The following is a 21308-nucleotide window of genomic DNA, read 5'->3' on the forward strand; positions in this document are numbered from 1 at the left end:
AGGTCAGTCGGCCGGGTGGCCGGCGATCCGGGCGATGGTGCCGGGCATCGCGTACATGTGCGCGAACGCCCGCGCCTCCTCGCCGGTCCAGGCCGACGAGCCGTGGCCGTAGACCACGCCCTGCCGGGTCGCGGCGTCCAGCAGGCTGTACGGGCTCCGGCTGCCCAGCAGCACGATGTTGCCCTTGTGCAGCCGGACCCGCACGGTCCCGGAGACCCGGGTCTGGCTGGAATCCAGGAACGCCCGGAAGTCGTCCATGATCGGGTCGAAGTAGACGGCCTCGTGGAGCAGGTCGCCGTAGGTGTTCCCGAGCGTCGCCTTGGTCGCCTGCTGGCGGTTCGACAGCACGAGCTTCTCCAGCTCGCGGTGGGCCGCGATGAGGATCAGCATGCCGGGCGCCTCGAAGCCGACCCGGGCCAGGTTGCCGACCATCGTGGAGCCCATGTGGATGCCGCGGCCCACGCCGTGCTCGCCGCCGAGGACGTTGAGCGCGGAGAGGATCCCGTAGTTCGGGGCGTCGGCCGGCACGAGGGGCTCGCCGCCGTCCAGCGTCGCCGCGATGACCTGCCCCTTCTCGAACGTCAGCTGCAGCTCGACGCCGCGGTCCGGGGCGTCGGCGATCGACTTCGTGTACGTCCAGGCGTCCTCGGGAAGATAATCCCAGCTCCCGTACGTCTCCTCGCCGCCGATCGAGGTCCCGATCAGCCCCTCGTTGATCGAGTACTTCTTGACCTTCTCGCTGACCGCGAAGCCCCGGGCACGCAGGAACTCCGCCTCCTCCTCGCGGACCAGGCGCTCGTCCCGGACCGGGGTGATGATCTCCAGGTGCGGGGCGAGCGCGCGGATCACCGCGTCGTAGCGGACGTGGTCGGCGCCGGCGCCGGTCGAGCCGTGCGCGATCCCGTCCGCGCCGACCCGCAGCGCGACCTCGACGACCTTCTCCGCCTGGATCAGGCGTTCCGCGCCGACGCACGACGGGTAGGCGCCGTTGCGCAGGTAGTTCGCCTTGATCGCGTAGGTGACGACGCGGTCGTACAGCTCGGCGCGCGCGTCGACCACGTGGTGCTCGAGCGCGCCCAGCTCGGCGGCGCGGGCCGCGACGGTCTCCGCCTCGCCGCTGTGCAGGCCGCCGGTGTCGATGTTGGCGGTCACCACGTCCCAGCCCTTCTCGCGGAAGTCCACGAGGGCGTACGAGGTGTCCAACCCACCGGAGAAGGCGAGAACGATCTTGCGCTTGGTCATCGGGACAGTTCCTTCTCGAGAATCGGCACGTACGTCTTCCCGTCCCGGACGACGTGACCGGGCGGCAGGACGTGGAACTCGCTCCGGCCGGCCTCGATCGCCCGCTGCATCGCCTGCTGGCGGTCGTAGTCGAACGGGTCGAGCAGGAACGTCGGCTCCGGGTTCAGGAAACCGGCCGGGAGCGTCAGGTCGGACTGGTAGACGAACGAGCCGGGCGAGGTGTGGAACGGCACGGTCGCGACCAGCACCTTCAGCGCGCCGAACTCGGTGTGCACCTTGAGGGCGCTGTTGTCGTACTGGGTGACGCCGTCGAGCTTCTGCGCCCGGTACGCGGACAGGGCGAGCGCCTTGGCGGCCTTGCCCAGCCCGACCGCCGGCATCAGCGACCAGAGCGACCAGCCGACCCAGCGGCCCGGCTCGGCCGACGGGGCGGCGCAGTAGCCGCCGACCGGGACCGGCCCGGTGTACCCGCTGGCCCGCATGTCGTCCTGGACCTTGCGCAGCAGCTGCTTGACGTCGGTGTCGAAGCGGAACGTGGACCGCTCCACCATCGCCGCGAACTCGTCCTGCGGCAGGCTGGCGATCAGCGCGGCGGCCGGCATCAGGATCAGGTCGACCATCACCCACTGCGGCATCGGGATGCCCCGGTCGCCGAACGCGATGCCGTTGATCACGTTGAACAGGTTCAGGAACTCCCGGCACGACCAGTCGGCCTCGGTGGTGGCGGTGAAGTCCAGCCAGTTCAGCTTGTGGCCGTACGGCGTCTCGTTCAGGTGCGGGCGGACCGTCTCGTTGGAGGCGAGGAAGAACTCCACGCCGAGCCCGGCCAGCTTGCCGGTGTGGTCGGCGAAGTCCGGGAACCGGCTCTCCACCGAGGGCGGGAAGATGGTCATCGGTCCTCCAGGATGTTGGTGTCCGCCCGACTCCAGGTGTCGAGCTTGGCGGCCAGGGCGGCGCCCGACTCGGGCCCGTTGTCCCGGGCCACGACCAGGATCGTGTCGTCGCCGGCGATGGTCCCGACCACGTCCGAGAGCCCGGACCGGTCGAGCGCGCTGGCCAGGAACTGGGCCGCTCCGGGCGGGGTGCGCAGGACCGCGATGTTGCCGCTCGAGTCGACGCCGGTGAGCAGCTCCTTGAGCAGCCGGATCAGCCGGGCCGGACCCTGGCCGGTGGTCTCGCGCAACGGGCGCTTGCCGTCCTCCGGGATCAGGTAGGCGCCGCTGACCTTGACCGCGTTCAGCTCCTCCAGGTCGCGGGAGAGCGTGGCCTGGGTGACCTGCACGCCCTCGGCGGCGAGCAGGTCGGCCAGCTCGGTCTGCGAGTGCACGGTGCGGCTCCGGATCAGCTCGACGATCCGGGCGTGCCGCCCCGCGCGGGTAACCGGCGAACTCACTTCTCTTTTACCGCCAGCAACCAGGCCAGCAGGGCCTTCTGGGCGTGCAGGCGGTTCTCGGCCTCGTCGAAGACGGCGCTCTGCGGGCCGTCCATCACCTCGTCGGTGATCTCCTCGCCGCGGTGCGCGGGCAGGCAGTGCAGCACGATCGCGTCCGGCGACGCGACGTCCAGCAGCGCGCCGTTGATCTGGTACGGCCGGAACGGGGTGAGCCGGTCCTTCCCGTCCCCCTCCTGCCCCATCGACGTCCAGGTGTCGGTGGCGATCACGTGCGCGCCGTCGGCGGCCTCCCGCGGGTCGCGCAGCAGCTCGACCGAGCCGCCGGTCCACGCCGCGATCTCGGCGGCCCGGCCGACCACGGCCGGGTCCGGGTCGAACCCGGAGGGACCGGACACCCGCACGTGCATTCCGGCGGTCGCGCCGGCCAGCAGGTAGGAGTGCGCCATGTTGTTGGCGGCGTCACCGACGTACGCAAGGATCCTGCCCTTGGTCTTTCCGAATCTCTCCCGGACGGTCAGCAGGTCGGCGAGCAGCTGGCAGGGGTGATAGCCGTCGGAGAGCGCGTTGATCACCGGCACGTCCACGCCGGAGGCCAGCTCGGCGAGCCGCTCGTCCTCGTAGGTGCGGTAGACCATGGCGCTGACGTACCGGGAGACGACCCGCCCGGCGTCGGCCAGGCTCTCGCCGCGGCCGAAGTGGGTGTTCTGGGTGTCCACGATGATCGGCTGGCCGCCCAGCTCGGCGATGCCGGCCTCGAACGACAGCCGGGTGCGCAGGCTGGCCTTGTCGAAGAAGACCGCGACCGAGCGCGGGCCGGCCAGCGGCGTGAAGCCGAACCGGTTCGCCTTCATCTCGGCGGCCAGGTCGAGGACGTCGGACTGCTCCTGCGGGGTCAGGTCGTCGTCGCGGAGGAAGTGGCGCAGGGTCACCGGATACCGTCCAGGGCTGCGATCAGGGCGTCGGCCTGATCGGCGGAGATGATCAGGGGCGGGGCGATCCGGATCACGTCCGGTTTCGCGGCGTTGACCAGGAAGCCCGCGTCGCGCAGCTGAGCCGCGATCTCGGCGGCGTTCTCCTGGTTCAGCACGATGCCGAGGAGCAGGCCGGCGCCGCGGACGTGCTTGACGAACGGGTGGTTCAGGCCCTCGATCCCCCGGCGGAGCTGCTCGCCGACCCGCTTGACGTGGTCGAGCAGGCCCTCGCCGGCGATCGTCCGGACGACCGCGAGACCGGCCGCGCAGGACACCGGGTTGCCGGCGAACGTGCTGCCGTGCATGCCCGGCCGCAGCAGCTCGGCGGCCCGGCCGAAGGCGATGCAGGCGCCCAGCGGCAGGCCGCCGCCGAGGCCCTTGGCCAGGGTCACGATGTCCGGCTCGACGCCCTCGCTCTGGTGGTGGAACCAGTGCCCGGTGCGTCCGATGCCGGTCTGGATCTCGTCGAGGACGAGCAGCGCGCCCGACTTTTCGGTTATCTCGCGTGCGGCGGCCAGATATCCGGGCGGCGGCACCACGACACCGTTCTCGCCCTGGATCGGCTCCAGGATCACCATCGCGGTCTCACCTGTCACGGCGTTCCGCAGCGCCTCGACGTCACCGAACTCGACGTGCGTGACGTCCCCGGGCAACGGCCGGAAGGGATCCTGCTTCGCGGGTTGGCCGGTCAGCGCCAGCGCCCCCATGGTCCGGCCGTGGAAGGCGCCCTCGGTGGCGACCACGTGGGTGCGCCCGGTGAGCCGGGAGATCTTGAAGGCGGCCTCGTTGGCCTCCGCGCCGGAGTTGCAGAAGAGCACCCGGCCGGGCCGCCCGGCGAGCGCGAGCAGCAGCTCGGCCAGGGCGATCGACGGCTCGGAGACGAAGAAGTTGGAGACGTGGCCCAACTGCTGGATCTGGGTGGTGACGGCGGCGACCACGGCCGGGTGGGCGTGGCCGAGGGCGTTGACCGCGATGCCGCCGAGGAAGTCGACGTACTGCTTGCCGTCCTCCGCCGTGAGCACCGCGCCCTCGCCCTTGACCAGGCCGATCGCCGGCGTGCCGTAGTTGTTCATCATGCTCTGCGACCAGCGCTCGGAAAGCGTGCTCATGACGGGACCACCATCGTTCCGATTCCTTCTTCCGTGAAGACCTCGAGCAACGTCGAGTGGGCGACCCGGCCGTCGACGACGTGCGCCGACGGGACCCCGCCGCGCACCGCGCGCAGGCACGCCTCCATCTTGGGCACCATCCCGGACTCCAGGGACGGCAGCAGCTTCGCCAGCGCGTCCGCGTCGATCTCGCGGGTCAGCGACGAGGTGTCCGGCCAGTTCGTGTAGAGGCCGGGGACGTCGGTCAGCACGACCAGCTTGCGGGCGCCGAGCGCGACCGCGAGCGCCGAGGCGGCGGTGTCCGCGTTCACGTTGTGCGTCACGCCGTCGGCGTCCGGGGCGACCGAGGCGATCACCGGGATCCGGCCGGCCGCGATCAGGTCGTCGACCGCCGACGTGTCCACCCGGTCGACGTCGCCGACCAGGCCGATGTCGACCTCCGCGCCGTCGATCGTGGCGCCGCGCCGGACCGCGGTGAACAGCCGGGCGTCCTCCCCGGAGAGGCCGACCGCGTGCGGGCCGTGCTGGTTGATCAGGCCGACCAGCTCGCGACCGACCTGGCCGGTCAGCACCATCCGGACGATCTCCATCGTCTCCGGGGTGGTGACCCGCAGGCCGCCGCGGAACTCCGACTCGATGCCGACGCGCTTGAGCATCCGGCTGATCTGCGGTCCGCCACCGTGCACGACCACCGGCTTGATCCCGACGTGCCGCAGGAAGACCATGTCGGCGGCGAACGCCTCCTGGAGCGTCGCGTCGATCATGGCGTTGCCGCCGAACTTGATCACGATCGTGGCGCCGTGGAAGCGCTCCAGCCACGGAAGCGCCTCGATCAGGATTTCCGCCTTTTTATGCGCTTTCACGAGGAGTATGCCGAATTCTCGTGGACGTAGGCATGGGACAGGTCGGTGGTCCAGATGGTCGCGCTCATCTCGCCCTCGCGCAGGTTGATCGTCACCCGCACGTCTCGCTGCGAGAGATCGACCTTCGCCCGGTCCTCCGCGGCGGCGCCGTTCTTGCACACCCACACACCGTTGATCGCCACGTCGATCCGGTCCGGCTCGAAGGCGGCCGTGGTGGTGCCGACCGCGGCCAGGATCCGCCCCCAGTTCGGGTCGTTGCCGAAGAACGCGGTCTTGACCAGGTTGTTCCCGGCGACCGTGCGGCCCACCTGGACGGCGTCGGCCTCGCTGGCCGCGCCGGCCACCTCGATCGCGATGTGCTTGGTGGCGCCCTCGGCGTCGGCGATCAGCTGCTGGGCCAGGTCGTGGCAGACCTCGGTGACCGCGGCGGTCAGCTCGGCGAGCGTCGGCTGCCGGTCCGAGGCGCCGCTGGCCATCAGCAGCACGGTGTCGTTGGTCGACATGCAGCCGTCGGCGTCGATCCGGTCGAAGGTGACCCGGGTGGCCGCGCGCAACGCCGCGTCCAGCGTCTCGTTGTCCGCCGAGGCGTCCGTGGTGATCACCACGAGCATGGTGGCCAGGGCCGGGGCGAGCATGCCGGCGCCCTTCGCGATGCCGCCGACCGACCAGCCCTCGCGCTGGGCGACCGCGTTCTTGGCCACCGTGTCGGTGGTCATGATCGCCTCGGCGGCCCTCGGCCCACCGTCCGCGGCGAGCGCCTTGACCGCGGCGTTCACCCCCGGGAGCAGCTTGCCCATCGGGAGCAGCTCACCGATCAGGCCGGTGGAGCAGACCGCGATGTCACCGGGGCCGATCATCAGCTTCTTGGTCGAGCGGAGCACCGAGGCGGTGTGCTCGGCGGTGCTGTGCGTGTCCCGGAAGCCCTGCGAGCCGGTGCAGGCGTTGGCCCCGCCGGAGTTCAGCACGACCGCGCGGACCACGCCGCCCTTGAGCACCTGCTGGCTCCAGAGCACCGGCGCGGCCTTGACCCGGTTGCCGGTGAAGACGGCGGCGGCGGTGTAGTCGGGGCCGTCGTTGACGACCAGGGCGACATCGGGGTTTCCGCTGGCCTTGAGCCCGGCGGCGACGCCGGAAGCCTTGAAGCCCTTGGGGTGGGTGACGGTCACGGTGCGACTCCGTAGACGCTGAGGCCGGTCGTCTCCGGCAGGCCGAACATGATGTTGGCGTTCTGCACCGCCTGGCCGGCGGCGCCCTTGCCCAGGTTGTCGAGGGCGCTGACGACGATGATCCGGCCCGAGTCCACATCGACCGTGGCCTGCAGGTGGCACGAGTTGGAACCGGAGGTGGCCGCGGTGTGCGGCCACTGGCCCTCGGGCAGGACATGGATGAACGGCTCGTCCGCGTAGGCCGCCTGGAGCGCCTCGCGCGGGTCACCGCCGTTGCGCCGCTTCGCCGTGATCGTCGCCAGGATGCCGCGCGGCATCGGCGCCAGGATCGGCGTCATCGACAGCGACGCGGCCCCGGTGGCCTGCTTGATCTCGGCGACGTGCTGGTGCTGACCCACCTTGTACGGCGACAGGTCGCCCATGATCTCGCTGGCCAGCAGGTTCACCTTGGCGTTGCGGCCGGCGCCGGAGGTGCCGGAGCTGGCCACCACCACGACGTCCGCCGGGTCGGCGACGCCGGAGGCGATCAGCGGAGCCAGCGCGATGATGATCGTGGCCGCATAACAACCCGTGTTCGCCACCCGGTCGGAGACCTGGATCGCGGGCCGGGCGCCGGGCAGCTCGGGCAGCCCGTAGGTCCAGGTGCCGGCGTGGCCGCCACCGTAATACCGGGTCCACTGCTCGGCGCTCGCCAGCCGGAAGTCGGCGCCCAGGTCGACCACCTTGACCCCGGCCGGCAGCTGCGCGGCGACGGCCCCCGACTGCCCGTGCGGCAGCGCGAGAAAGACCAGGTCAGCGTCGCCCAGCGTGGCGGCGTCGGTGGTGCCGAGCGTCAGGTCCAGCCCGGTCAGTTGCGGATGGACGGACGTCACGTGCTGGCCGGCCTGACTGTGCGCGGTCGCCGCGATCAGGTCGAACTCGGGGTGCCCGGCGAGCAGGCGCAGCAGCTCGCCGCCCGCATACCCACTTGCTCCGGCGACTGCGACCCGGACTCCCATAAGAAAACCTTCCTCCGCATGACTATGCAAAGAACCGTATCAACTCACATTGCCGGCGGCAACCATGGCGTGCCCGGAGTCACGATCGCGCCTGAACGCGCGTCGCACCGGATAAATACTGATTTAAGCCCCGCGCGGACCTTCAGCGCGCGCGCTGCGCCCACTCACTCCACAGGGCGAGCCAGTGCTCCCCGGCCCGCATGACCGCCTCGGCCATCGGACGCGGCGCCGCCTGCCGGGTCCCCTCCCGTTCCCGCCAGGCCTCCTGCGCCGCCCGGCTGGGCACCTCCACCGACAACCCGGTCGCGAACAGCAGCGTCTCGCTGATCGCCCGCTCCCGCAGCCGGTCGTCCTCCCGGAACCAGGAGGCGCCCGACTGCAGGCTGGTGAGCTGCGTCAACAGGCTCTGCACGGCCTCCTCGGCGGCCTCCTCGGACTGGCCGGACAGCTCGGCCTGACGCTGGATCGCGGACCGCCAGACGGCCGGCCAGGACGCCGGCCGGCGCGGCGCCGGGCCGCCCTCGTCCAGCCAGACGAGCTGCTCACGGGCGCTGAGCAGGACCATGTGCACCAGCCGGCGATGCGGTTCGCCGCCGGGATCGACCGGCTCCCGGGACAGCTCGGCCTGCGGCCATCGCTGCGGCATCAGTGGTGCGTCCAGCATCTCCGCGACGACGGCGTCCGGCAGGCCGGCGAGGCGCGGTTCAAAGGCTTTCCGGTACCCGACCACGACCACCTCGAGCTCGCCGAACGCCCCGCCGTCGAACGCCGCCCAGGCCGCCCACCAGTCCTCGCCGGCGTGCAGCACGCGCGCGGTCAGCTCCCGCCCGTCCACGACGAGCGTCGCCCGCGACTCGCCCCAGGCGACGTCGGCGAACCGCACCCCGGCGCCCCGCAGGTGATGACGGAGCGTCTCGCGCAGGTCCGGCGTCGACCGGATCGTCCCGGCCCAGCGGGCGGTCTCGACACTCATCCACGACGCGTCCGGCTCGCCGTACTCGACGGCGACCGTGACCAGCAGATCGTCCGAGGTCTCCCAGCTGCTGAACCGGCCGCCCACGGCGCCCGGCACCCCGAGCACCGGCAGCCGTCCCTCGGCGAGCCCGCGCCGGAGCTCGGCACGGAGGTCCCGCCAGCCGGGTCGCCGGGGCGCGTCGAACCTCATACTCCCCATCCCATCACGGATGATGCGAGGCATGTCACCCCCTGACGATCCCCCATCCGGCGGCCGGAGCGGGTAAGCCGGACGCATGACCGACAACACCCTCACCGCGCTGCGGACGGCCGCCCTCGCCTACGCCGAAGCGGTGCGCGCCACCCAGCGGTTCTTCGACCGGGTCGTGGACGCCGACGACCCGTCCGTGCTGGCGGAGTACGCGAGCCTCGCCGAGCAGGAGAAGATCGCCGCGGAGAATCGGCTCGACGCCCTCGAGGCCGCCGGCATCGCCGTCCCCAGCATCGACAACAGCCCGGAATGACCGGATCCGGCGGGGAGCCGGCCCGCGGTGGGCGGCTCCCCGCCGTACCCCTCAGATCGGGTCGGCCTGGGCCAGCGTCAGGCTGAACCAATCCCGCGGGTCGGACCACCAGTGCCGGAGGGCGAAGCCCGACGCGGCGAGTTCCGCGGCCAGGCCCGCCCGGCGGAATTTCGCGGAGATCTCGGTCCGGATCTCCTCGCCTTCGGCGAATTCCAGATCCAGATCAAGATCATTGATGCGTACGGCCTGAGCCCGCACCGACCGCAACCGCATCTCGATCCATTCGCGCTCCGGGTCCCAGACCGCCACGTGCTCGAAGGCCAGCGGATCAAAATCGGCCCGCAGCTCCCGGTTGATCACGTGCAGCACGTTCCGGTTGAACTCGGCGGTGACCCCGGCCGCGTCGTCGTAGGCCGGCACCAGCGTCCCCGGGTCCTTCACCAGGTCGGCCCCGAGCAGCAGCCACTCCCCCGGGTGCAGCGCGGCCCGCAGCTCGCCGAGGAACGCGGCCCGCTCGGCCGGCACCAGGTTCCCGATCGTGCCGCCCAGGAAGGCCACCACCCGGTTGTCCCCGTCGGGCAGATGCCGCAGGTGGCGGGTCATGTCGCCGACCACGCCGGTGATGCTCAGCCCGGGGTAGGCGAGGCCGAGCGCGTCGACCGCCTCGACCAGGGCGGATTCGGACACGTCGAGCGGGACGAAGGAGCCGAGCGTGCCCCGGCCGAGCATCGCGTCGAGCAGCAGCCGGGTCTTCTCCGACGAGCCGGAGCCGAGCTCGACCAGCGTCTTCGCCTCGGTGAGCCGGGCGATCTCCGGGGCGTGTTCGGTCAGGATGGCGCGCTCGGTGCGGGTCGGGTAGTACTCCGGCAGCCGGGTGATGTCCTCGAAGAGCCGGCTGCCGCGGGCGTCGTAGAACCACTTCGGGGGCAGCCGTCTCGGGGTGGCCGACAACCCCTCGCGCACGTCCGCGCGCAGGGATCGGGCCAGGTCACGCTCGTCGAGGTGCTTCTCCAGCGAGGTCATAGATCTCCCATGGTCAGATCGGACACGGTGGCGGTCAGCAGGCTCCGGTCGGGCACCGCCCGCCACCCCGGGTGGTCGTCCAGAGGCTCGGAGGCGACCAGTACGGAATCGGTCAGCACCCTGATCGAGAGCGCGTGACCGACGGTGCTGGCGATGATCCGCTCGCCGTCGGTGAGGAGCAGGTTGAGCCGCGAGTCGGGCGATATCTCGGAGATGTCGGAGATCAGCGAGGCGACCGCGTCCTCAGCGGTCTTGCCCGCCCGCAACCGATGCCGGAAAAGCGCGAACAGTGCCGCCGAATCGGTCGGCGCCTCCAGGGTCAGCAGATCCTCGACCGGCAGCTCGGCGGCCGGCCCGGCCAGCGCGCCCGGGTAGCCCCGCACCACCCCGTTGTGACTGAACAGCCAGCGATCGTGGCGAAAGGGCGCGGCCGCCGTCTCGATCACCGGCATCCCGACGGTGGCCGATCGGACCGCGGCCAGGATCGCCGTCGAGGAGGTGACGGCCGCGATCCCGGGCAGGGCGGCGTCGGTCCAGAGCGGCATCGCGCTCCGATACCGGATCGGCTGATCAGCGTCGGCCGCATACCACCCGACGCCGAAGCCGTCCGCGTTGATCGTCCCGCCGCCGCGCATGTCCCGCGGCGCCCAGGCCTGGTGGGCCAGCCCGTGCGCCGGCTCGAACAGCAGCGCCGCCAGCGGCACGGGCGGGCCCAGATAGGCCAGGTGGCGGCACATCAGACGAGCTCCCGGACGCAGCGGAAGCCGCTGAAGATCTGCCGCCGGATCGGGTGGTCCCAGTTGCGGAACGTCCCGCGGACGGCGGCCGGGTCGGTGCCGAACGAGCCGCCGCGCAGCACCTTGTAGTCGCCGCCGAAGAAGACCTCGGAGTACTCCGCGTACGGGAACACCCGGAACCCCGGGTAGCCGTACCAGTCGCTGGAGGTCCACTCCCAGACGTCGCCGATCAGCTGGTGCACGCCGAGCGGCGACGCGCCCGCCGGGTACGCCCCGACCGGCGCCGGGGACAGGTGCCGCTGTCCCAGGTTGGCGTGCTCCGGGCCGGGCGGGTCGTCGCCCCACGGGTAGCGCCGGGAGCGGCCGGTCTCCGGGTCCCAGCGGGCCGCCTTCTCCCACTCGGCCTCGGTGGGCAGGCGCTTGCCGGCCCAGGCCGCGTACGCCTCGGCCTCGAAGTAGCTGACGTGCACGACCGGCTCGTCGGAGCGGATCGGGTCGACCCGCCCGAACCGCCGGTAGTGCCAGGCCCCGCCGTCGGCGAACCAGTGCATCGGCGCGGTCAGCCCGGCCGCGTTCCGGTGCGCCCAGCCCTTCGGCGACCACCAGCGGGGATCGTCGTAGCCCCCGGCGTCGATGAAGGCCGCGTAGGCGGCGTTGGTCACCGGTGCCACGTCGATCAGGAACGCCGGCACGTCGACCGCGTGCGCGGGCCGCTCGTTGTCCAGGGCCCACGGGTCGGTGTCGGTGCCCATCGTGAACGGCCCGCCCGGGATCAGCACCTCACCGCGGATCCGCCGGTTGCCCGGCGGCGGAGGCGGCGCGGAGAGCACCGGCGCGCCGGTGCGCAACTGGTGGGTGGCGAGCATCGTCTCGTCGTGCTGCTGCTCGTGCTGCACGATCATCCCGAACGCGAAACCGCCGTTGACCAGCGGCCGCTCGTCCAGCCGCACCTGGTCCAGCACGTCCAGCGCCTTGTCCCGGACCTGCGCGAGATATTTGCGCGCCTGGGCCGGGTCGAGCAGCGGCAGCGCCGGCCGGTCGCTGCGGGCGTGCTTGAACGCGTCGTAGAGGTGGTCGATGTCCGGCCGGAGCGGCTCCCGGCCGCCGACGTCCCGGACCAGCCAGAGCTCCTCCTGGCTGCCGACGTGGGCCAGGTCCCAGACCAGCGGCGACATCAGCGGGGAGTGCTGCCGGATCAGGTCGTCCTCGTCGACCGCGTCGGTGAGCAGGGCGGTGCGCGCCCGGCTCCGCTCGAGCTCCGCCGCGATCAGGTTCTTGTCGGAGGTCATCGGGGGGTTCCTTCCACGCGGGGCGGCGTCGGCAGCCGCCGGGAGATCCCGGCGAAAACGGTTTCCCGTACGGAGTCGGCCAGCCCCGTCCGGTCGAAGTTCCGGCAGGCCAGCTCGGTCAGCCCGGCCGCCGCGGCCCGGATCACCGGGTCGCCGAGCCCGTCGCGGGCGGCCGCCTCCCAGCGGTCCGCGGCCGGGGCGGCGATCCGCCGGGCCTGCGCGGTGATCGCGTCGTCGGCCAGCAGCGCGGCGACCACCGCGACCGGGGCGATCCACTCCTCGCCCGGCTGGGTGTCCAGGTACCGCACCTCGAGGTAGCCGCGCGGCCGGACCGGCGGGAACAGCGTGTTGAGGTGGTAGTCGAGGTCGGCCACGGTCGGCGGCCGGCCGATCGGGCCGGGGTCGGCGATCCACTCCGCGAAGGTGAGGCCGGGCGGCGCGGCCCAGTCGTCGCCGTCGCGGCGGACGCAGAGCAGCGGGGCGTCCAGCGCGTACCCGGCCCAGCCCTTCGCCGGGTCGCCACCGCCGTTGAGCGCCGGGGCGGTGCGGCGGGGGTCGATGCCGTACCAGGCGGCCATCCGGGCGGAGGCCCAGCCGGTGTCCCGGCCGGCGTGCCGGCGCGAGTTCGCGAACAGGGCCAGCAGCGCCGGGCCGATCTCGTGCAGCGCCGCCCAGCGGGTGGCGACCGACTCCGGCTCGCCGGCGTCCAGGCAGACCTGCAGGCCGGCGGTGCTGCCCATCATGGTCCGCCCGCTCCGGTCGAAGGCGTGCTCCATGGCGGTGTAGCGCGGGGTGTCGAGGATGCGGCGGGGCGCCCGGTGCGGGTCGATGCCGCGGTCCCCCAGCTCGATCCCGCTCCGGCCGAGCAGCTCGGCGAGGTAGGCGTGATCGGCGGTGACGGCGGCGTGCAGGCCGGCCAGTGATTCCGCCGGAGCGGAGGAGATCTCGACCTGACCGCCGGGCTCGGCGGTGACCGTGCCACCGGCGGGCAGCGGTCGTGGGTCCGGGTTGCCGAGGCTGGCGGGCGCGTGCCCGCCGAGTGCGGCTCTCAGCTCCTCGGGCCGCAGGTACGCGGTCGGGTCGCCGGTGCGATGGGTGGTCCATTCCAACTCGGCCCCGATCCATCGGGGTGGGCCGGTCTTGAAGCAGATGCCCTCGATGTGTTCGATGGCCTCGGCGGTGCTGGTCAGCACCCGTTCGATCGAGCTCATGTGTCCCCTCGCGGTGTCGGATGATCACGTAGAGTGATCGAAGTACTCCGATCCGTACGATCCTCTGGCGACCCTACCCGGATCTCCGCCGATCCGCCGCTCCGGTTCACCCCGGTTTCCGGATGTTTCCCGTATCGTCAGCCGACCGTCCGGGGGATCTAAAAGTTCCGGAACCGGGGCGGGGTGCCGGAACCGGTTCCGGACTGGAAGACTCCGTGACGTTCGTGTTTGGGAGACCGTGCTTCGCGGTCATGACGACCGGAGGCTGGCATGCCCGCAGACTTCCCCTATCTCGACCCCGCTCTCGACGTGGAATCGCGCGTCGACGACCTGCTCAGGCGCATGACGCTGCCCGAGAAGGTGGGGCAGATGCTGCAGTTGGACGCCCGGCAGGACCTGGCTGAGATCATTCAGGACAAACTGGCCGGATCCATCCTGCACACCTCGCCGGCGAAGTTGATCGAGGCGAGTGAGCTACTGGGCCGTACGCGACTGAAAATTCCGCTCCTCACCGCGGAAGACTGCATCCACGGGCACTCGTTCTGGCCGGGTGCCACGATTTTCCCAACCCAGCTCGGCATGGCCGCCTCCTGGGACCCTGACCTGCTGGAACGCGTCGCCCGGGCGACCGCGGTCGAGGTGTCGGCGACCGGCATCCACCAGACCTTCTCACCTGTGCTGTGCATCACCCGGGATCTGCGCTGGGGCCGGGTCGACGAGACCTTCGGCGAGGACCCGCTGCTGATCAGCGACCTGGGCGCGGCCATGATCCGGGGCTACCAGGGCGACGGTCTGACCGACCCGACCGGCATCCTGGCCACCGCCAAGCACTTCGCCGGCTACTCCGAGACGGTGGGCGGGCGCGACGCCAGCGAGGCCGACATCAGCCGCCGAAAGTTGCGGTCCTGGTTCCTGCCGCCGTTCGAGCGGGCCGCCAAGGAGGGCTGCCAGGTCTTCATGCTCGGCTACCAGTCGATGGACGGCGTGCCGATCACCGCGAACAAGTGGCTGCTCAACGAGGTCCTCAAGGGCGAGTGGGGCTTCACCGGCACGCTCGTCACCGACTGGGACAACGTCGGCCGGATGGTCTGGGAACAGAAGGTCTGCGCCGACTACGCGGAGGCCGCCGCGGTGGCCGTCAAGGCCGGGAACGACCTGATCATGACGACCCCGGGCTTCTTCGACGGGGCGCAGGAGGCGATCGAACGGGGCCTCCTGACCGAGGCGGACATCGATTCCGCCGTACGGCGAATTCTGCGGTTGAAGTTTGAATTGGGCCTTTTCGAGAACCCACGGACGCCGGACGCCGCACGGCAGCGCGAGGTCATCGGCTGCGCCGAGCACACCGAGCTCAACCTCGAGGTGGCCCGCCGCTCGCTGGTGCTGCTGAGCAACGACGGCACCCTGCCGCTCGACGCCGCGGTCGCCGGCCGCCGGATCGCGGTGCTCGGGCCGAACGCCGACGACGTCTCCGCGCAGCTCGGCGACTGGGCCGGCAACTCCGGCCAGGTCGGCTGGATGCCGGACGGGCACCCGCGCGAGCTGACCACCACTGTGCTGGAGGGCATCCGGGCGACCGTGCCGGCCGGCTGGGAGGTCGTCCACGAGCGCGGCGCCGACATCGAGCGCCTGGTGCCGGACCCGGAGGGCGACACGTTCCCGGACGGCCAGCCCCGCCCGCACATCTCCGAGTCCGCCCCGGTCGACCCGGCGCGGATCGCGGCGGCGGCCCGGCTCGCGGCGGACTCCGACTACGCGGTCGTGGTCGTCGGCGACACCGTCAACCTGACCGGCGAGGGCTGCTCGACCGCCACCCTGGAGCTGCTCGGCGGGCAGATCGCGCTGCTCGACGCGGTCGCCGCCACCGGCACGCCGACGATCGTGGTGCTGGTCAACTCCAAGCCGCTGTCCCTGCCGCCGTCGGCGCTCGGCGCGGCCGCGATCATCCAGGCGTTCAACCCCGGCATGCGCGGCGGCCAGGCGCTCGCCGAGCTGCTGCTCGGCTTCATCGAGCCGAGCGGCCGCCTGCCGATCTCCGCCGCGCGGCACGCCGGGCAGCAGCCGGTCTACTACAACCAGCTGCGCGGCCAGCACGGCACGCGGTACGCGGACCTGACCCAGGACCCGCTGTTCGCGTTCGGCGAGGGGCTCAGCTACACCACGGTGGTCTACGACGGGCTGGCCATCGGCGAGCCGGACGTGCCGGCCGACGGGATCGTCCGGGCGACCGTGCGGCTGTCGAACACCGGGACGCGGCCGGCGCTGGAGACCGTGCAGGCCTACGTGAGCGACCTGGTCACGAGCGTGACCTGGGCACACCGGGAGCTGAAGGGCTACCGGCAGGTGACCGTGCCGCCGGGCGAGAGCGTGACGGTGGAGATCGAGATCCCGGCCGCGGACTGCACGCTGGTCACCGCGGACGGCCACCGCGTCGTCGAGGCCGGCGACTTCGAACTGCTCGTCGGCCCCAACTCGCGCCTGTCCGCGCTGCAGTCGGCGAAGTTCCGGATCAGCTAGTTCTTACCGGACCAGGGCCCATCTCGGCCCTGGTCCGGTTATTTCTGGCGGGCTGCGGCCACTCGGCGAATCGCAAAACCCAATTTGCGGTACGTCGCCACGGCCGCCGTGTTCGAGTAGTCCGCCAGCAGGGCCACCCGCTCGCGGCCGGCCAGCAGCTCGTCGGCGGCGAACGCGCACAGGGTCGCCGCCAGGCCCCGCCCGCGCGCGTCCGGCCGGGTGGTCACCCCGGCCAGGAAGCCGATCTCGTCGGTCGACCAGGCGTCGGCGGCCACCGCGATCAGGCGCCCGTCGACGTCCCGGAGGCCGGCCCAGCGGCGCACGCCGGGCGCCCCCGGCCGGGCGTAGGAGTCCGGAAACGACTCCTCGAGCAGCGCCGAGACCTCGGGCCACTCGCGCTCCCCCAGCCAATACGGCCCGTCCTGTCCCCCACCGACCGGCTCGGTCGCCTCCATCCAGGCAAAATGGGCGCTCACCTCCAGCTCCGGCAGGCGGGCCACCACCGCGGCGACCAGGTCCTCCGGCCCGAACGGCCGGAACGTCGGGCCGACCGCCGGCATCAGCTCCCGGAGCAGGCCGGCCAGCGCGTCCGGGTCGCCGCTCAGCACCAGCCGGTCCCAGTGCGCCAGATCCGCGCAGGCCACCACGGTCGCGTCCGGCCGGTGCCAGACGCGGGCGCCCTCGGCCGCCGCCGCCCACCGGACGAACAGATCTTGTGCAGACACCCGCCCATGCTGCCCTGCCCCGGTCGGCACGGATCCGGGAGGTCCGGCTTTGCCGAGGTCTGCCAGAGTGGGCCGCGTGCCAAAGATCTCGCTCGCCCGGCTCCGCGGGTCCCGCCTGCTCCGCCGCCTGATCGTCGCCGGCGGCCTCGGCGTCGTCCTCGGCATCGTCACGGTCGCGGCCAGCAACCTGTGGGTGCTCCGGGAGTCGTCCGGCCAGATCTACTCGGTGGCGGACGTGCCCGACGCGCCGGTCGCCCTGGTCCTCGGCGCGCAGGTGGACCCGGGCGGGGTGCCGTCCGCGTTCCTGGCCGCGCGGCTGGACCTGGCCCGCGACCTCTACCAGACCGGCAAGGTCAAGGCGATCCTGGTCTCCGGCGACCACGCGCAGTGGTCCTACGACGAGCCCGGCGCGATGATGAACTACCTGGTCGCCCGCGGTGTGCCCGCCGAGCGGATCGTGATGGACCACGCCGGCTTCGACACCTACGACTCGTGCTCCCGCGCCTACAAGATCTTCGGGGTCCGGCAGGCGATCGTGGTCAGCCAGTCCTTCCACGTGCCCCGGGCGGTGGCGCTCTGCCGCGAGATGGGCATCGAGACCACCGGCGTCGGCGACGACACGGCCCGGTTGTACAAGCCGCTGTGGTTCCGCGGCCAGGTCCGGGAGTGGGCGGCCGCGGTCAAGGCCGCCTGGGACGTGACCACCCACCGCGACCCGGTCTTCCTCGGCCCCCACGAAACCGGCGTGGAAACCGCCGTCGCCCACGCCTGACCACCCACCCGCGCCGCCGCCCGCGCTGCCCTGCCCTGCGGCCCGGACCGCGAGCAGCGCGCGGGTCACGGCCCCGGCTGGCGCTCAGGGCTGCCTCGGCATGCTCGAAACAACCCTGGACACCAGCCGGAGGCGGGCGGCGGGGCCGCGGGGCGGGCAGCTCAGGCGGGCGGCTCGGGCGGGCGGGCAGCTCGGGCCGGCGGTGCGTGGGGTGGTCAGGCCGCGCTGGGGCCCAGGTGCTGGGTGAGGGCGGACCGGGCTTCGGCGGCGGGGCCCTGCCAGGCGACGTAACCGTCGGGGCGGATCAGCGACGCCTTCGGGGAGATGCGCTCCGGGGTGGCGACTTCGAGGCGTACGTCGTACCCGGAAATGTTTTGATCTTGGGTTAGAAGAACGTGTCGGCCCTGGCGAAGGGTCTCGTAGAGGCGGGATCCGCCGCGCAGCGGGACGTCGGCGGCGCGCGGCGCGGACGGGTAGTCGATGCCGACGCCGGAGAGGATGCCGGCCGCGCGGTGCATCACCGGCGGCAGTGACATCAGGGCGGAGCCGACCGCGTTGCGGGTGCCACGGCCCGCCGCCGAGCGGATCATCGCCATCCGGATCAGCGCGCCGCTGCTGCGCAGCACGAGTTTGCCGACCGGGTGGCGTTCGGCCTGGTAGGAGTCGAGGAGACCGGCCGGGGCCCAGCCCTGGACGGCGGCGGCGAGCTTCCAGCCCAGGTTCGCGGCGTCCTGAATGCCGGTGTTCATGCCCTGGCCGCCGGCCGGGGAGTGGACGTGCGCGGCGTCGCCGGCCAGGAAGACGTTGCCGGTCCGGTACGACGGGACCTGCCGCTCGTCGCTGTGGAAACGCGACATCCAGCGGCTCTCGACGATGCCGAAGTCGGTGCCGAGCGCGCGCCGGGTGACGTCCCGGATCTCGTCGAGCGTGATCGGCTCGCCGTCGCCGACCTGGTGGCGACGGTCCCACGCGAAGATCCGGTGCCAGCCGTCGCCGAACGGGGCGACGAACGCGAACGCGTCGCCGACCGCGTTGACCGCGAGCGCGTCCTCCGGCGGGGTGGCCAGGCGCACGTCGGCGAGCATGATCGAGGTCAGCACCGAGTGGCCGGGGAACGGCTGGCCGATCGCCTCGCGGACCGCGCTGCGCACGCCGTCGGCGCCGACGATCCAGTCCGCGGTGACCGGCTCCGCGTCGGCGAACCGCAGGGTGCCGCCGTCGATCCCGGTCAGCTCGGCACCGCGGACGAGCTGCGCGCCGGCCTTGATCGCCCGCTCCTCGAGCAACCGCTCGACGTTGTACTGCGGGGTGATCAGCAGGAACGGGAAGCGGGACGGCAGCTCGCCGAGGTCCACCCGGATCCGGTCGAAGAGCCGCAGCCGGGAGACCTTGGCACCGGTCCCGATCAGCTCGTCGGCGAGGCCGCGGGCGTCGAGCACCTCGAGCGTCCGGGCGTGCACGCCGAACGCCCGGGTCAGGTTGGACCCGCCCGCCCGGCGCTCGAAAACGGTCACCTCGACGCCGGCCCGGGCCAGGTCACCGGCGAGGAGCAGGCCGGTCGGGCCGGCTCCGACGATCGCCACGGTGGTATGCATGAGCTCTCCTGTCAACACTTGTTGGCCAACGCTTGTTGACAACAGTAGAACCATGCCGATGCGAGTGTCAACGCTTGTTGGCATACATTGGGCCGATGACCGCACCACGTCGCTCCGACGCCACCCGGGCCGCGATCCTGACCGCCGCACGCGAGCGGTTCGCCGCCGACGGCTTCGAGCGGGCCACCATCCGGTCCATCGCCGCCGACGCGCGGATCGACCCGTCCCTGGTGATGCGCTACTACGGCAACAAGGAAAAGCTGTTCGCCGCGGCCGCCGAGTTCGACCTGCGCCTGCCCGACCTGGACGGCGTGCCCCCGGAGGAGTACGGCACCGCCCTCGTCGAACACTTCCTGGACCGCTGGGCCGGCGACGAGAAACTGCTGGCGCTGCTGCGCTCCGGGGTCACCCACCCGGCCGCCGCCGAGCGGATGCGGGACATCTTCGCCGCCCAGGTCGGCCCGGTCGCCGCCCGCCTCGCGCCGGACCCGACGACCGCCGCGACCCGGGCCGGGCTGATCGCCACCCAGATGCTCGGGTTCGCGCTCTGCCGGTTCGTGTTGTGCCTGCCCCCGGTCGTCGAGCTGGACCGGGCGGCCGCGATCGCCTGGCTCGGCCCGACCGTGCAGCGCTACCTGCACGGCACCATCTGACATTGACGAACGTGGACATCTCGTCCAGAGTGGACCAGAGTATGAGGCATGACGAGACGGCGCGCCCTCCTCACCGCCGCGGTCGCGGCTCCCCTGGCCGCGCCGGCGCGGGCCGCGCAGGCGGCCGGCCCGCGCCGGCGCCTGCCGGATGCCGGCCTCCGGGCCGTGTTGCGCGAGATCAACCCCGAGAAGATCGAGGCGACGGTACGTCGTCTGGCCGCCTTCGGGACCCGGCACACGCTCTCCGCCCAGGACGACCCGCTCCGCGGCATCGGTGCCGCCCGCGACTGGATCAATGAACAGTTCCGGACGTACGCCGCGGCCTCGCACGGCCGGATGACCGTCGAGCTGCAGTCGTTCACCCAGCCGGTCTCCCCGCGCGTGCCCACCCCCACGGTCATCACCAACGTGATCGCCACCCTGCGCGGCAGCGTCACCCCGGAGCGGATCTACGTGGTCACCGGCCACTACGACTCGCGGGCCACCGACGTGCTGGACTTCACCAGCGACGCGCCCGGGGCGGACGACGACGCGTCCGGGGTCGCCGTGGTCCTGGAGCTGGCCCGGGTCCTGGCCACCCGCGAGCCCGAGGCGACCCTGGTGTTCGCCGCCGTGGCCGGCGAGGAGCAGGGACTCTACGGCTCCGACCACATGGCCCAGGGGTACCGGGACGCCGGCGCGGACATCCAGGCGATGTTCAGCAACGACATCGTCGGCACCGGGGACGCGCACGACGGCAGCCGGCCCGAGCCGCGCAGCGTCCGGCTCTTCGTCGAGGGCGTGCCGACCGCCGAGACCGCCGCCGAGGCGGCCACCCGGCGCAGCGTCGGCGGGGAGAACGACGGGGCGTCCCGGCAGCTCGGCCGCTTCGTCGACGAGGTCGCCTCGAACCCGCAGACCGGCATGGACGTCCGGGTCGTCTGGCGCCGCGACCGCTACCTGCGCGGCAGCGACCACGTGTCGTTCCTGCTGCGCGGCTACCCGGCGGCCCGCTTCACCGAGCCGCGGGAGAACTTCGCCCACGAGCACCAGAACGTCCAGGTCGTCGACGGTGTGCAGTACGGCGACCTGGTCGAGTTCTGCGACTTCGGCTACATCGCCCGGGTCGCCCGGGTGAACGCCGCCACGCTCTGGAGCCTGGCGAACGCCCCCGGCACCCCGAAGAACGTCGTGATCGACACCACCCTGCTGACCAACGAGACGACCCTGCGCTGGACCGTCGGCACCGAGCCCGACCTGGCCGGCTACGAGATCCTCTGGCGCGAGACGACCGCCGCCGACTGGACCCACGCGGTGACCGTCGGCAAGGTCGGCACGGCCACGATCGACATTTCCAAGGACAACGTGCAATTCGGCGTACGGGCGGTGGACACTTCCGGACATCGAAGCCCGGCGGCCGCGCCGAAGCCGTCGACCTGATAGATTCCACGGGCGATCCACGCAGACGGCGTGCGATCCACGAGTGCTCGAAAGAGTGAAGCCAGTGATTCCCGCGGCCCAAGCGGCCTGAGCCGCTGACACCTGCCCTCGCTTCAGTTCTCTCTTTCTCGAGCCCTCGAAAGGGTC

General features: G+C 72.1%; 20 protein-coding genes. 5 read left to right on the forward strand and 15 right to left on the reverse strand.

Annotation, left to right across the window (positions count from 1 at the left end):
* Window positions 1-3 precede the first annotated feature (3 nt).
* The 9 genes from argG to L3i22_RS43100 all read right to left on the reverse strand — a co-directional run bounded on the left by argG (window position 4) and on the right by L3i22_RS43100 (window position 8907).
* Window positions 4-1242 carry an argininosuccinate synthase gene (gene argG / locus L3i22_RS43060; protein ID WP_221323194.1) on the reverse strand — a complete coding sequence of 413 codons (1239 nt, stop codon included), beginning with the start codon at window positions 1240-1242 and terminating at the stop codon, window positions 4-6.
* A complete protein-coding gene (locus L3i22_RS43065) occupies window positions 1239-2135 on the reverse strand; it encodes a hypothetical protein (protein WP_221323195.1) in 897 nt (298 codons plus the stop codon). The genes argG and L3i22_RS43065 overlap by 4 nt, the downstream gene beginning before the upstream one ends.
* A complete protein-coding gene (locus L3i22_RS43070; protein ID WP_221323196.1) occupies window positions 2132-2635 on the reverse strand; it encodes an arginine repressor in 504 nt (167 codons plus the stop codon). The genes L3i22_RS43065 and L3i22_RS43070 overlap by 4 nt, the downstream gene beginning before the upstream one ends.
* Window positions 2632-3564: an ornithine carbamoyltransferase gene (gene argF, locus L3i22_RS43075; protein WP_221323197.1), complete on the reverse strand. Its 933-nt coding sequence runs from the start codon at window positions 3562-3564 to the stop codon at window positions 2632-2634. Before argF ends, L3i22_RS43070 begins: the two co-directional genes overlap by 4 nt.
* Window positions 3561-4715 carry an acetylornithine transaminase gene (locus L3i22_RS43080; protein WP_221323198.1) on the reverse strand — a complete coding sequence of 385 codons (1155 nt, stop codon included), beginning with the start codon at window positions 4713-4715 and terminating at the stop codon, window positions 3561-3563. Before L3i22_RS43080 ends, argF begins: the two co-directional genes overlap by 4 nt.
* Window positions 4712-5578, reverse strand: coding sequence for an acetylglutamate kinase (gene argB / locus L3i22_RS43085; RefSeq protein WP_221323199.1), 867 nt, complete (start codon window positions 5576-5578; stop codon window positions 4712-4714). The genes L3i22_RS43080 and argB overlap by 4 nt, the downstream gene beginning before the upstream one ends.
* The gene (gene argJ, locus L3i22_RS43090; protein WP_221323200.1) at window positions 5575-6744 is read right to left on the reverse strand and encodes a bifunctional glutamate N-acetyltransferase/amino-acid acetyltransferase ArgJ; all 1170 of its coding nucleotides are present in this window, start codon (window positions 6742-6744) and stop codon (window positions 5575-5577) included. The genes argB and argJ overlap by 4 nt, the downstream gene beginning before the upstream one ends.
* Entirely contained in the window at window positions 6741-7742 is a 1002-nt protein-coding gene (argC, locus tag L3i22_RS43095; protein WP_221323201.1) for an N-acetyl-gamma-glutamyl-phosphate reductase, read from the reverse strand. Before argC ends, argJ begins: the two co-directional genes overlap by 4 nt.
* A 142-nt stretch (window positions 7743-7884) precedes the next feature.
* The gene (locus L3i22_RS43100; protein WP_221323202.1) at window positions 7885-8907 is read right to left on the reverse strand and encodes a hypothetical protein; all 1023 of its coding nucleotides are present in this window, start codon (window positions 8905-8907) and stop codon (window positions 7885-7887) included.
* An 85-nt stretch (window positions 8908-8992) separates the two neighbouring features.
* On the opposite strand from L3i22_RS43100, the gene L3i22_RS43105 reads away from it, so the two are divergent.
* On the forward strand, window positions 8993-9220 hold the full coding sequence (locus tag L3i22_RS43105; RefSeq protein ID WP_221323203.1) for a hypothetical protein: 228 nt from the start codon (window positions 8993-8995) through the stop codon (window positions 9218-9220).
* Between the two features lie 51 nt (window positions 9221-9271).
* Here the strand turns inward: L3i22_RS43105 and egtD are convergent, their stop codons facing one another.
* From egtD to egtA, 4 genes are read right to left on the reverse strand one after another with little or no spacing between them, the layout of a single operon-like run.
* On the reverse strand, window positions 9272-10243 hold the full coding sequence (gene egtD / locus L3i22_RS43110) for an L-histidine N(alpha)-methyltransferase (RefSeq protein ID WP_221323204.1): 972 nt from the start codon (window positions 10241-10243) through the stop codon (window positions 9272-9274).
* The gene (egtC, locus tag L3i22_RS43115) at window positions 10240-10980 is read right to left on the reverse strand and encodes an ergothioneine biosynthesis protein EgtC (protein WP_221323205.1); all 741 of its coding nucleotides are present in this window, start codon (window positions 10978-10980) and stop codon (window positions 10240-10242) included. The genes egtD and egtC overlap by 4 nt, the downstream gene beginning before the upstream one ends.
* The gene (gene egtB / locus L3i22_RS43120; RefSeq protein WP_221323206.1) at window positions 10980-12269 is read right to left on the reverse strand and encodes an ergothioneine biosynthesis protein EgtB; all 1290 of its coding nucleotides are present in this window, start codon (window positions 12267-12269) and stop codon (window positions 10980-10982) included. Before egtB ends, egtC begins: the two co-directional genes overlap by 1 nt.
* Window positions 12266-13480: an ergothioneine biosynthesis glutamate--cysteine ligase EgtA gene (gene egtA, locus L3i22_RS43125; RefSeq protein ID WP_221323207.1), complete on the reverse strand. Its 1215-nt coding sequence runs from the start codon at window positions 13478-13480 to the stop codon at window positions 12266-12268. Before egtA ends, egtB begins: the two co-directional genes overlap by 4 nt.
* Before the next feature lie 270 nt (window positions 13481-13750).
* Here egtA and L3i22_RS43130 point away from each other — a divergent pair, with 270 nt between their 5' ends.
* Window positions 13751-15997 (forward strand): glycoside hydrolase family 3 N-terminal domain-containing protein, encoded by a 2247-nt coding sequence (locus tag L3i22_RS43130; RefSeq protein WP_221323208.1) that lies wholly within the window; start codon window positions 13751-13753, stop codon window positions 15995-15997.
* A gap of 38 nt (window positions 15998-16035) precedes the next feature.
* On the opposite strand, the gene L3i22_RS43135 is transcribed toward L3i22_RS43130, so the two are convergent.
* Window positions 16036-16722 (reverse strand): GNAT family N-acetyltransferase, encoded by a 687-nt coding sequence (locus L3i22_RS43135; protein WP_255657591.1) that lies wholly within the window; start codon window positions 16720-16722, stop codon window positions 16036-16038.
* A gap of 76 nt (window positions 16723-16798) precedes the next feature.
* Here L3i22_RS43135 and L3i22_RS43140 point away from each other — a divergent pair, with 76 nt between their 5' ends.
* Window positions 16799-17494 carry a vancomycin high temperature exclusion protein gene (locus L3i22_RS43140; RefSeq protein WP_255657592.1) on the forward strand — a complete coding sequence of 232 codons (696 nt, stop codon included), beginning with the start codon at window positions 16799-16801 and terminating at the stop codon, window positions 17492-17494.
* A 215-nt stretch (window positions 17495-17709) separates the two neighbouring features.
* Here the strand turns inward: L3i22_RS43140 and L3i22_RS43145 are convergent, their stop codons facing one another.
* Window positions 17710-19089, reverse strand: coding sequence for an FAD-dependent monooxygenase (locus tag L3i22_RS43145; protein ID WP_221323211.1), 1380 nt, complete (start codon window positions 19087-19089; stop codon window positions 17710-17712).
* Between the two features lie 95 nt (window positions 19090-19184).
* Between L3i22_RS43145 and L3i22_RS43150 the strand changes: the two genes are divergently transcribed.
* Both L3i22_RS43150 and L3i22_RS43155 read left to right on the forward strand, forming a co-directional pair.
* Complete coding sequence (locus L3i22_RS43150) at window positions 19185-19742, forward strand: TetR family transcriptional regulator (protein WP_221323212.1); 558 nt, start codon at window positions 19185-19187, stop codon at window positions 19740-19742.
* Window positions 19743-19790: 48 nt separating this feature from the next.
* Entirely contained in the window at window positions 19791-21161 is a 1371-nt protein-coding gene (locus tag L3i22_RS43155) for a M20/M25/M40 family metallo-hydrolase (RefSeq protein WP_221323213.1), read from the forward strand.
* The last annotated feature ends 147 nt before the right edge of the window (window positions 21162-21308 follow it).

The organism is Actinoplanes sp. L3-i22 (assembly GCF_019704555.1).
Classification (GTDB): Bacteria; Actinomycetota; Actinomycetes; order Mycobacteriales; family Micromonosporaceae; genus Actinoplanes.

What these genes read in the sequence shown, in the direction of transcription:
- argG (WP_221323194.1), bottom strand. Translation starts at nt 1,242, where the DNA reads ATGACCAAGCGCAAGATCGTTCTCGCCTTCTCCGGTGGGTTGGACACC.
- L3i22_RS43065 (WP_221323195.1), bottom strand. Translation starts at nt 2,135, where the DNA reads ATGACCATCTTCCCGCCCTCGGTGGAGAGCCGGTTCCCGGACTTCGCC.
- L3i22_RS43080 (WP_221323198.1), bottom strand. Translation starts at nt 4,715, where the DNA reads ATGAGCACGCTTTCCGAGCGCTGGTCGCAGAGCATGATGAACAACTAC.
- argC (WP_221323201.1), bottom strand. Translation starts at nt 7,742, where the DNA reads ATGGGAGTCCGGGTCGCAGTCGCCGGAGCAAGTGGGTATGCGGGCGGC.
- L3i22_RS43100 (WP_221323202.1), bottom strand. Translation starts at nt 8,907, where the DNA reads ATGAGGTTCGACGCGCCCCGGCGACCCGGCTGGCGGGACCTCCGTGCC.
- L3i22_RS43105 (WP_221323203.1), top strand. Translation starts at nt 8,993, where the DNA reads ATGACCGACAACACCCTCACCGCGCTGCGGACGGCCGCCCTCGCCTAC.
- egtD (WP_221323204.1), bottom strand. Translation starts at nt 10,243, where the DNA reads ATGACCTCGCTGGAGAAGCACCTCGACGAGCGTGACCTGGCCCGATCC.
- egtC (WP_221323205.1), bottom strand. Translation starts at nt 10,980, where the DNA reads ATGTGCCGCCACCTGGCCTATCTGGGCCCGCCCGTGCCGCTGGCGGCG.
- egtB (WP_221323206.1), bottom strand. Translation starts at nt 12,269, where the DNA reads ATGACCTCCGACAAGAACCTGATCGCGGCGGAGCTCGAGCGGAGCCGG.
- egtA (WP_221323207.1), bottom strand. Translation starts at nt 13,480, where the DNA reads ATGAGCTCGATCGAACGGGTGCTGACCAGCACCGCCGAGGCCATCGAA.
- L3i22_RS43130 (WP_221323208.1), top strand. Translation starts at nt 13,751, where the DNA reads ATGCCCGCAGACTTCCCCTATCTCGACCCCGCTCTCGACGTGGAATCG.
- L3i22_RS43145 (WP_221323211.1), bottom strand. Translation starts at nt 19,089, where the DNA reads ATGCATACCACCGTGGCGATCGTCGGAGCCGGCCCGACCGGCCTGCTC.
- L3i22_RS43150 (WP_221323212.1), top strand. Translation starts at nt 19,185, where the DNA reads ATGACCGCACCACGTCGCTCCGACGCCACCCGGGCCGCGATCCTGACC.
- L3i22_RS43155 (WP_221323213.1), top strand. Translation starts at nt 19,791, where the DNA reads ATGACGAGACGGCGCGCCCTCCTCACCGCCGCGGTCGCGGCTCCCCTG.